General features: G+C 44.8%; 10 protein-coding genes. 9 read left to right on the top strand and 1 reads right to left on the bottom strand.

The genetic code is table 11. From position 1 onward, the window contains the following. Both ABDZ72_RS12975 and ABDZ72_RS12970 read left to right on the top strand, forming a co-directional pair. The coding region (locus tag ABDZ72_RS12975; RefSeq protein ID WP_343753833.1) for a hypothetical protein at positions 1-189 on the top strand (189 nt) is incomplete at its 5' end. A gap of 5 nt (positions 190-194) precedes the next feature. Next, positions 195-740, top strand: a complete 546-nt coding sequence (locus tag ABDZ72_RS12970; protein ID WP_343753831.1) for a YkoP family protein — start codon at positions 195-197, stop codon at positions 738-740. Here the strand turns inward: ABDZ72_RS12970 and ABDZ72_RS12965 are convergent. Then, positions 737-1,570, bottom strand: coding sequence for a metallophosphoesterase (locus tag ABDZ72_RS12965; protein WP_343753829.1), 834 nt, complete (start codon positions 1,568-1,570; stop codon positions 737-739). The two genes, ABDZ72_RS12970 and ABDZ72_RS12965, sit on opposite strands and share 4 nt — an antisense overlap. A 95-nt stretch (positions 1,571-1,665) precedes the next feature. On the opposite strand from ABDZ72_RS12965, the gene ABDZ72_RS12960 reads away from it, so the two are divergent. From ABDZ72_RS12960 to ABDZ72_RS12930, 7 genes are all read left to right on the top strand, one after another. After that, complete coding sequence (locus ABDZ72_RS12960; RefSeq protein WP_343753827.1) at positions 1,666-2,775, top strand: MGDG synthase family glycosyltransferase; 1,110 nt, start codon at positions 1,666-1,668, stop codon at positions 2,773-2,775. Positions 2,776-3,017: 242 nt separating this feature from the next. Next, positions 3,018-5,000 (top strand): excinuclease ABC subunit UvrB, encoded by a 1,983-nt coding sequence (gene uvrB, locus ABDZ72_RS12955; protein ID WP_343753825.1) that lies wholly within the window; start codon positions 3,018-3,020, stop codon positions 4,998-5,000. Positions 5,001-5,007: 7 nt separating this feature from the next. Further along, entirely contained in the window at positions 5,008-7,887 is a 2,880-nt protein-coding gene (gene uvrA / locus ABDZ72_RS12950; protein ID WP_343753823.1) for an excinuclease ABC subunit UvrA, read from the top strand. A gap of 202 nt (positions 7,888-8,089) precedes the next feature. Beyond that, positions 8,090-8,443, top strand: a complete 354-nt coding sequence (locus ABDZ72_RS12945; RefSeq protein ID WP_343753821.1) for a YojF family protein — start codon at positions 8,090-8,092, stop codon at positions 8,441-8,443. Positions 8,444-8,512: 69 nt separating this feature from the next. Further along, positions 8,513-9,184, top strand: coding sequence for a bacillithiol biosynthesis deacetylase BshB2 (gene bshB2 / locus ABDZ72_RS12940; RefSeq protein WP_343754212.1), 672 nt, complete (start codon positions 8,513-8,515; stop codon positions 9,182-9,184). Positions 9,185-9,205: 21 nt separating this feature from the next. Next, positions 9,206-9,400, top strand: coding sequence for a PspC domain-containing protein (locus ABDZ72_RS12935; RefSeq protein WP_343753819.1), 195 nt, complete (start codon positions 9,206-9,208; stop codon positions 9,398-9,400). Then, positions 9,400-9,756: a phage holin family protein gene (locus ABDZ72_RS12930; protein ID WP_343753817.1), complete on the top strand. Its 357-nt coding sequence runs from the start codon at positions 9,400-9,402 to the stop codon at positions 9,754-9,756. The genes ABDZ72_RS12935 and ABDZ72_RS12930 overlap by 1 nt, the downstream gene beginning before the upstream one ends. The last annotated feature ends 132 nt before the right edge of the window (positions 9,757-9,888 follow it).

Below are 9,888 nucleotides of genomic sequence, written 5' to 3'. Positions count from 1 at the left end.
TTTTTCTTTTATTCATTATACGAATTAGGCGAAGATCTGCATCCTCTTCGCAAAAAGTATGACCGATCAGGATATCAAGCAGCTTGTAAAAAATCATCGATATATTCCTGGGTCTGGATGAAAGTTCCTGCTATATTTCTCATCGTTTTAATACAAAATAAAGAAGCCAAAACCGTTACAGAGGGGTAAGAGGTATGAAACATTATTTGTTGAATGTATGGCGTATTATTGATCCGATTTACTACAATTTTACAAAACTTGAATACGTAACGGATCATAGAGACAACAAAACAATATTTCGTGTAAGGTTAACGAAGTACAAAGGTTCCAATATTGTACTGGGGGACGGGACATCCATTTTAAAAAATGACTTGCTTTTGAAAATTCATTTGCATAATGCACGAATGATTCGCGAGCTAAAGAAAGCTAACAGTGAAATGAACAGGGCCGTGCTTATTTATCACATGATACGGAATGACTTGCAGTGTCTTTCCCGGTACGTTCAAACACACAACAGACACCATGACATAAAAGCAATAATAGGTATTACCATGTTATGCAAAGGAACCGGACGTCTCGGATTTGAGACAGCTCCGATCCGGAACACTTGTTATCGTTTTTTAAAAAAAGCTTCATTCCTGCCTATAAGCTTTATTGCCAATGCGTCAAGCCGGAATCCGCCAGTTTATCTATTTATGTCAAAGAATCGATTACTGAATCAATTCAACCATTTTGGTTAGGCGCTTTTGGGACTGCTAACTGGAACCTGGTGAAATGTTATTTCAGGTCTGCTGCCGACCCGGATATTAAGTCCAGTCTGACCAAGTCCCTCACTGATATAAAATGGTGTCTTATTATGACTATGCAATCCTTTTATCCTGTTTTGTCGGGCAAGCTTTCCCATTTTAGCCAAATGGTATGCTTTCGGGTAACAGATTTGACCTCCGTGAAAATGGCCAGCCATGAGATAGTCAAATGAATATCCCTGCATTTCCAATACAACGTTGGGATCATGTGTCAGCACGATATTCGTACCGCATTGAACATCCTGATAAGCTAAAGGCAAATTGCTCCGATTTGTGCTGTAATCATCAATCCCGATAATATTAATGGTTTGTCCATTCACTGTAAGTGTATCACTTTCATTCTGCAAAACGTGAACATCATTTTGTTCCAGCACATCTGTCAAATCCGCCAAATCCTGGCCTTTTAGAACATAGTCATGATTGCCTAAAACAGCATAGATCCCGTAAGCGGGTTTCTTGTTACTCAGAACATGTAAATATGGTAGCAACTTGGGAATGCTTCGTTTTCGATCAAGGAAATCGCCAGTTAGTGCAATCATGTCGACGGGTTCATTTTCCAATTTACGTGCCAGTTGTAATGGGGTTAATGATATGTTCTCCAAGTGCAGGTCAGACAGGTGAAGGATGGATAATGAGGCGTTCTTTTGAGCAGACTCCGATGCGATATTAATTTTATTTATCTGAATATCTTTTGTGTTTCTATAAGATGCAAATAAAAAATAACTGATAAATAAAGTTATCAAAGCAATTATTAAAAATGTCATTACATTACTCCTTTCGATAAAAGTATAGCATGTATGCACAGGTTTTCGCATTGGTAATTCAATCCATGCAAAGGCGTTCTGATGGAGGTGATACGATGGAAACAAAAAACGCTCTATTTTTACCATTCATGCAAATCCCGACAGGTCATCATCATGTTGCAGATGCGTTAATGGAAACCGTTCAGTCGATCCGCGCTGATATGGCATGTGAAAAAGTGGATATACTGTCGTATAGCTATGGAAATATGGAAAAGGCTGTATCCTCCGCTTACCTGAACTGGATCAAATTCTTTCCCGGTGTATATGACCGTCTGTACAGACTTGCTGCTTGTAAGGAACAATCGCTGCATCGACGAAACCGCTTTTATGAGGCAATGTTCCTGTATTTTTTTAAACGGCTTGTAACGCAGCATGATCCGCACATCCTCATTTCCACACATGCACTGCCTTCGAATTTGGCAAGCAGCTTAAAGCTGAAAAATCGGCTGCGATCGATCACGGTGAACGCATATACAGATTTTTTCATCAATGATGTCTGGGGCATCGACGCTATTGATTATCACCTCGTACCAACAGCTGCAGCAAAAACATTCCTTGTTAAAAATGGGGTTTCGGAAGAACGAGTGTTGGTGACCGGAGTCCCTATTCACCCTGTCTTTCAGGCAAAGGAATTCAAAGCAAAAACAGCTGGAACCATAAAGGTGCTCGTAACAGGCGGGAGTTTAGGAGCCGGACTAATTAGGAAACTGCTGTCATCTCTTTCGTCGGAAGCCATCCATTACTACGTGTTATGCGGCAAGAATGAATCATTGCACAGAGAGCTGCTCAGCAAACAGTTTGATAACGTAACACCCATCCCGTACATTGATCATAAAGCGGAAATGAATGCTATTTACGACAGGATCGATGCTGTTCTGACAAAACCGGGCGGGGTCACCATCAGTGAATGCCTGATGAAGCAAAAGCCGATCTTCATGTACGCGCCATTGCCCGGTCAGGAAAAAATAAATGCCCGGGAACTGAACCGTCTCGGTGTGGCTATGATGGTTGACCTCCACAACAACCCGGAACAGGAAATTGTTCGTTTTTTTGGAAGCCAAAGAGAGCAGGAGAATTACCGCAAACAAATACATGATTACCATCGTCAACTTGAGGACAGACCGTTATCAGAACTCTTGGTAAACATATTGAACAATCGGCATTAGCAGACACGCCTGCTAATGTTTTTTTGTCTGTATATGGAATAACTGTCTTCATAGTCGCCCCATTTCCTTACAGGCAAATGCCGTGTGTCGTTACGCTGAGCATGATGCATGATTTTTGCCTGATGAATCGGGTAAAATGGGGATAGACCTAGTCATTAAACGAATGTGTGTTCGCTTTTTCCGTTCAAATAATACAGTCATTATGATAGAATGAAAGGGAACCAGAGAACGGAGGTTTTGGTTTGGAAAATAAATTTGATCTCAAGGCACAGTATGACCCCAGTGGCGATCAGCCTGAAGCCATTGCTGAAATGATTGACAAAGTCAAATCGGGTCAACGGCATCAGACATTGCTTGGTGCAACCGGAACGGGTAAGACCTTCACAGTTTCCAATGTATTGACGGAAATTAATCGGCCGACGCTCGTTATTGCTCATAACAAAACGCTCGCCGGACAACTGTACAGCGAGTTTAAAGAGTTGTTTCCGAACAATGCCGTCGAGTATTTTGTCAGCTATTATGATTATTATCAGCCCGAAGCCTATGTGCCCTCAACCGATACATTTATAGAAAAGGACGCCAGTGTCAATGACGAAATTGATAAACTTCGGCATTCAGCGACGTCTTCCCTGTTTGAGCGGCGCGATGTGCTGGTTGTGGCCAGTGTATCATGCATTTATGGACTTGGTTCGCCGGACGAATATAAAAGTCAGGTTCTCTCACTCCGCATGGGTATGGAAAAGGACCGGGACCAACTTCTGCGCGAACTCGTCGATATTCAGTACGCCCGCAATGATATCGATTTTCAGCGTGGTACGTTCCGTGTACGTGGCGATTCGGTCGAAGTGATTCCGGTTTCCAGAGAAGAACACTGTATCCGTGTTGAATTTTTTGGTGATGAAATTGACAGAATTCGGGAAGTGGATGCCCTGACCGGTGAAATCGTCGGGGACCGGGAACACGTGGCTATTTTCCCGGCATCCCACTTTGTCACAGGAGATGAAAAGCTGAAAAAAGCCATTAAAAACATTGAAAGCGAGCTGCAGGAACGACTGGCGGAACTCCGTGAGCAGGATAGACTGCTTGAAGCGCAACGGCTGGAGCAGCGGACCAACTACGATTTGGAAATGATGAACGAGATGGGCTTCTGTTCCGGTATTGAAAACTATTCCCGGCATTTGACATTCCGTGAGCCGGGAGCGACCCCCTATACATTGATGGATTTTTTTCCGGATGATTTTCTCTGTGTCGTGGACGAATCGCATGTCACGCTTCCCCAAATCAGAGGGATGTACAATGGGGACAAGGCACGTAAACAAGTCTTGGTCGATCACGGCTTTCGTCTGCCGTCCGCACTGGATAACCGCCCGCTGACGTTCGGGGAATTTGAAAAAGAAACGAACCAGCTCATTTATGTTTCGGCAACACCCGGACCGTATGAACGGGAACAAGCGCCGGATGTCACCGAACAAATTATTCGTCCAACTGGCTTACTGGATCCGAAAATCCATGTACGTCCGATCGACGGGCAAGTGGATGATTTAATGGAGGAAATTAATAAACGGGCGCAGCAAAATGAGCGCGTGCTTGTAACGACGTTGACGAAAAAGATGGCCGAAGATTTGACCGACTATTTGAAAGAAACGGGCATTAAAGTTGCCTACTTGCATTCGGAAGTCAAAACGTTGGAACGGATTGAAATTATCCGCGATCTGCGTGTTGGCACGTATGATGTTTTGGTTGGCATTAACTTGTTGCGAGAAGGACTGGATATACCGGAAGTCTCCCTTGTCGCTATACTTGATGCCGATAAAGAAGGGTTTCTCCGTTCAGAGCGCTCCCTGATTCAGACAACTGGCCGGGCAGCGCGTAATGAAAATGGGGAAGTCATTATGTATGGAGATAAAGTGACCAAGTCCATGCAGGTGGCGATTGATGAAACCAATCGCCGTCGTGAAAAACAAATGGCTTATAATGAGAAACATAATATTACACCGACAACGATCCGAAAAGAAGTCCGGGACGTCATTCGTGCAACAGTGGCCGCAGAGGATAGCGAATCGTATGAAGGCAGACATGTGGATACGTCCGAGATGAGCAAAGCTGACAAAGCGGAAATGGTAAAAAACATGGAAAACGACATGAAGCAAGCTGCCAAAGATCTCGACTTCGAGAAAGCTGCCGAGCTTCGTGATATTATTCTGGAACTCAAAGCGGAAGGGTGACTCGTTCATGCCCAATAAAGCAATTAACGTTCAAGGTGCACGTGCACACAATCTGCAAAATATTGATGTCTCGATCCCTAAAAATGAGCTTGTCGTATTCACGGGTTTATCCGGTTCCGGCAAATCCTCGCTGGCATTTGACACCATTTATGCGGAAGGACAGCGACGATACGTTGAATCGCTGTCCGCCTATGCCCGGCAATTCCTAGGCCAGATGGATAAACCGGATGTGGATGCCATTGAAGGTTTGTCACCGGCCATTTCAATCGATCAGAAAACAACGAGTAAAAACCCGCGGTCAACAGTTGGAACGGTAACGGAAATTTATGACTATCTGCGGCTGTTGTATGCCCGCATTGGTCGACCGACCTGTCCCGAACATGGAATAGAAATTAGCTCCCAGACTGTTCAGCAGATGGTTGATCGGATTTTGGAATACCCGGAACGGACCAAGATGCAAATTCTTGCACCGGTTATATCAGGCAAAAAAGGCGAACACACCAAAACAATTGATTATCTCAAGCAGAAAGGGTACGTCCGGATTCGTGTCGATCAGGAAATGCGAGAAGTGACAGACGACATTCAATTGGAAAAAAATAAATCCCACTCGATTGAAGTGGTTGTTGATCGTATCATAGTTAAAGAAGGTATCGCCGGACGACTCAGTGACTCGATTGAAACCGCACTTGGCCTTGGTGACGGTAAAATGATGGTGGATATTGTCGACGGTGACGAACTGATGTTCAGTGAAAACCATGCTTGCCCCATCTGTGGTTTTTCGATTGGTGAGCTGGAGCCAAGGCTGTTTTCGTTCAACAGTCCGTACGGGGCCTGTCCAACGTGTGACGGTCTCGGCACCAATCTGGAAGCAGATCTCGAGCTGGTGATTCCGGATCATGACAAAACATTGAACGACCATGCCATTGCAGCGTGGGAGCCGATCAGTTCGCAGTATTACCCACAACTTTTGAAAAGTGTCTGTGATCATTACGGCATTGATATGACGATACCGGTGAAAAATATACCGAAACACCAAATGGATAAAATCTTATATGGAAGCGGCCATGAAAAGATTCATTTTTATTATGTCAATGACTTTGGCAATGTCCGTGACAACGATATTTATTTTGAAGGGGTTCTTCCTAATATAGCCCGACGGTACCGCGAAACATCCTCCGATTTTACTAGAGAAATGCTGGGGAAATACATGGACCACAAGCATTGTCCGGACTGTGGCGGTCACCGGCTTAAAAAAGAAGCCCTTGCAGTACGGATAAATGGTAAGCATATAAGTGACGTGACGGATTATGCGATTACGAAAGCCAATGCGTTTTTTATGCAGCTTGATTTAACCGAGAAGGAGCAGACGATTGCCGAGATGATTTTGAAGGAAATTACCGATCGTCTGGACTTTATGACCAATGTGGGATTGGATTACTTGACACTCTCCCGGTCGGCAGGAACACTTTCCGGCGGGGAAGCACAGCGGATCCGGCTGGCAACCCAGATTGGTTCCGCGCTGACAGGTGTTCTCTACGTTCTCGATGAACCGTCTATCGGGTTGCACCAGCGGGACAATTATCGCTTAATCAACACGCTGAAACGGATGCGCGACTTGGATAATACGGTGATTGTCGTTGAACATGATGAAGATACTATGTTGGAGGCGGATCACCTGATTGATTTTGGCCCGGGCGCAGGTGATAACGGTGGAAAAATCGTCGCCAGTGACACGCCCGACCATTTAATGAAACATAAAGATTCACTGACAGGCCAATATCTTGCCGGAGATAAATTCATTCCGGTTCCGGTTAAACGACGAAAACAGAATAAACGCCGACAAGTAAAAGTGGTCGGGGGGGAAGAAAACAATCTGAAAAAAGTAGATGCATCGTTCCCGATAGGTCTTATGACGGTTATCACAGGTGTCTCCGGTTCCGGCAAAAGCACTTTGGTGAATGACATTTTATATAAGTCTCTCTCCAAACAATTGCACAGAGCTAAGCAAAAGCCGGGGAAACATCAGCGCATTAACGGTATGGGCAACATTGAAAAAGTCATTAATATTGACCAGTCCCCGATTGGAAGGACACCACGCTCCAATCCGGCTACGTACACCGGTGTGTTCGATCACATTCGCGATGTGTTTGCACAAACGAACGAAGCGAAAGTGCGCGGCTATAAAAAGGGCCGGTTCAGTTTTAACGTCAAGGGCGGACGTTGTGAGGCATGCAAAGGCGATGGCATCATTAAGATTGAAATGCACTTTCTCCCAGACGTGTATGTTCCTTGTGAAGTGTGCCACGGGAAACGATATAACCGGGAAACATTGGAAGTTGAATATAAAGGAAAAAGCATTGCCGACGTCCTGGAGATGACGATTGAAGAAGCACTCGACTTTTTCGGGAATATACCAAAAATCAAACGAAAACTGCAGACGGTTTATGATGTAGGTCTCAGTTATATTAAGCTGGGACAGCAGGCAACTACGCTATCCGGCGGGGAAGCACAACGTGTCAAACTGGCAAGTGAGCTCCACCGTCGCTCCAATGGCAAATCGTTTTATATTTTGGATGAGCCGACGACAGGTTTGCACACCGATGATATTAACAGGCTATTGAACGTGCTGCATCGTCTGGTTGATAATGGCGATTCCGTCCTTATTATCGAGCACAACCTGGATGTCATCAAAACAGCGGACCATATTATTGATCTCGGTCCGGAAGGCGGTGACGGCGGCGGTGAGATTATAGCAACCGGGACACCGGAAGAAATCGCTGAAACAGAAGCCTCCTATACTGGGACGTATTTAAAACCGATACTGGAACGGGACTGGAAACGGATGGAGGCGGCCATGAAAGAACGGGAAAAAGCCGAAATAAATTAGTGAACAAGGAAGCGGCGTTCCTTAAAGGGCGTCGCTGTCCTTATTAGAATGACCGTGATCAAGTAAAACATGCCTGTTATGCGTCTGGAACTGGCCCGACGATTCTTATCTTTCTGAATCCGCACATCGGTTTAAATTTTTGACGATCATCACCCATTTCGATAACCTAATATAAGAAGGTAAATGGTAGGAGGAACAGCACATGGAACCAATTGACATCGAGCACGTGCAACACTGGCTGGAACATTTTATAAACCAGGATGTATACGTTCATTTGGAAACAACCAATGGCGTGTATGCAAGCCATTTTAACGAGAATGCGACCACTGTTGGCGCTTATATACGAAATGCACGAGTACGGTTTTCACAGGCAAAAATTATCGGAAACGGACAAACATATCGCGTTGGTTTAAAATTGGAGCTAGGCTGGGTTTATGCAGAGGGATTGACCGATTGGACGCTCCATAAAGATAGCCAGCTATTGCTCGCCGGCCATGATTACGAGGGACGGTTGATGGTTGCCTTGAATATTAGCAAAACACCACTTGGTGAGTGAGTCGTGTAAACGTAGATATATCCTAATAAACAAAAAACACAAACAAGCAACGAGGGTCAGGTGAATAAAATGGAAACGCATGTCGTTGTTATTTATCCGCATCCGGATGATGAGTCATTTGGTGCGGCAGGTACGATAACTGGATTTCGGGAACAAGGCGTCCCAGTCACGTATTTATGTGGGACATTAGGAGAAATGGGCAGAAACATGGGGACCCCACCTTTCGCTAATCGGGAAACATTGCCGGATATCCGGAATGAGGAGCTGGTCAATGCCTGTAACACATTGGATATTGATTTGCGCCAATTGGGTTATCGGGATAAAACCATCGAGTTTGAGGATAAGCAGGACGTTGCTAAAACGTTGAAGCGTCATTTGGAAGAGCTGAATCCAAGCCTCGTAGTAACCCATTATCCGGAATACGCTATCCATCCGGATCATAACGCTTTGGGGGCAGCTGCTGTGGAAGCCGTCCGCTTGATGGACCCCGAGACACGCCCTGTTGTCTGGGCACAGGCTATTTCTAATGATTATACGAAGGATCTGGGGGAACCGGACATCAATAATGACATTACTGCTCACTTTGAACGGAAGATGGACGCCATTCTCGCTCATCAGTCACAAGCAAAAGGTGTTATGACTCAATTCAGTGAAAGCCCTTCGTTATCGGATGATATCTTTGAAGCAGCTAAAGAACGATTGGGTATGGAAGAGTTTTACGTCTGGCATTTTAGTGAATGAGACCAACGAGGAGGAAAAATGATGAGAAAACGATTATATAGATCCCGTTCTGAGCGAATGATCAAAGGTATATGCGGTGGTCTGGCAGAGTATTTTAACATTGATCCCACCATTATTCGTCTGTTGTTTGCAGCGTTGGCATTTGCCGGCGGTGCGTCCATTTACGCCTATATTATCGGTGTTTTTGTGATTCCGAGTGAAGGGAAGAGTCACTAATGCTGATGCGCTGGGCCATTTCAGTCGTGCTGAACGCCATCGCTTTGACAGCTGCTGCTTGGCTTTTTACGGGATTTTATCTGGAAGGATTCGGAACGGCGCTTTTAGCGAGTGTCATCCTTGGCATTCTGAATACTATTGTAAGGCCTATTCTCGTTATTTTGACAATGCCGATTACGTTGCTGTCGCTCGGTCTGTTTTTGTTCGTCGTCAATGCCGTGACACTCATGATCACACAGGGTGTTATGGATGAATCATTCTCTATTGCCGGATTCGGTACGGCTGTTATGGCGGCAGTGATTCTCGCCATTATCAATATGATTTTGAGCCGATTGGTCAAAGATCGACTAACATAATCATAATTGATCACGTTTCACAGGTACGATTCCTGTGATTTTTTCTGATTTAAATATTCTTTGTTGAAAAAATATGCTATAATGTAATGGGCAATGTCTTTCAGTGGGGGTTTCCCTTTTTCCCCCACTGAT

The organism is Lentibacillus halophilus, assembly GCF_039522485.1.
GTDB lineage: Bacteria > Bacillota > Bacilli > Bacillales > Amphibacillaceae > Lentibacillus > Lentibacillus halophilus.
This window is presented reverse-complemented; position numbering and strand designations above follow the sequence as displayed.

What these genes read in the sequence shown, in the direction of transcription:
- bshB2 (WP_343754212.1), top strand. Translation starts at nt 8,513, where the DNA reads ATGGAAACGCATGTCGTTGTTATTTATCCGCATCCGGATGATGAGTCA.
- ABDZ72_RS12965 (WP_343753829.1), bottom strand. Translation starts at nt 1,570, where the DNA reads ATGACATTTTTAATAATTGCTTTGATAACTTTATTTATCAGTTATTTT.
- ABDZ72_RS12935 (WP_343753819.1), top strand. Translation starts at nt 9,206, where the DNA reads ATGAGAAAACGATTATATAGATCCCGTTCTGAGCGAATGATCAAAGGT.
- ABDZ72_RS12970 (WP_343753831.1), top strand. Translation starts at nt 195, where the DNA reads ATGAAACATTATTTGTTGAATGTATGGCGTATTATTGATCCGATTTAC.
- ABDZ72_RS12930 (WP_343753817.1), top strand. Translation starts at nt 9,400, where the DNA reads ATGCTGATGCGCTGGGCCATTTCAGTCGTGCTGAACGCCATCGCTTTG.
- ABDZ72_RS12960 (WP_343753827.1), top strand. Translation starts at nt 1,666, where the DNA reads ATGGAAACAAAAAACGCTCTATTTTTACCATTCATGCAAATCCCGACA.
- ABDZ72_RS12945 (WP_343753821.1), top strand. Translation starts at nt 8,090, where the DNA reads ATGGAACCAATTGACATCGAGCACGTGCAACACTGGCTGGAACATTTT.
- uvrA (WP_343753823.1), top strand. Translation starts at nt 5,008, where the DNA reads ATGCCCAATAAAGCAATTAACGTTCAAGGTGCACGTGCACACAATCTG.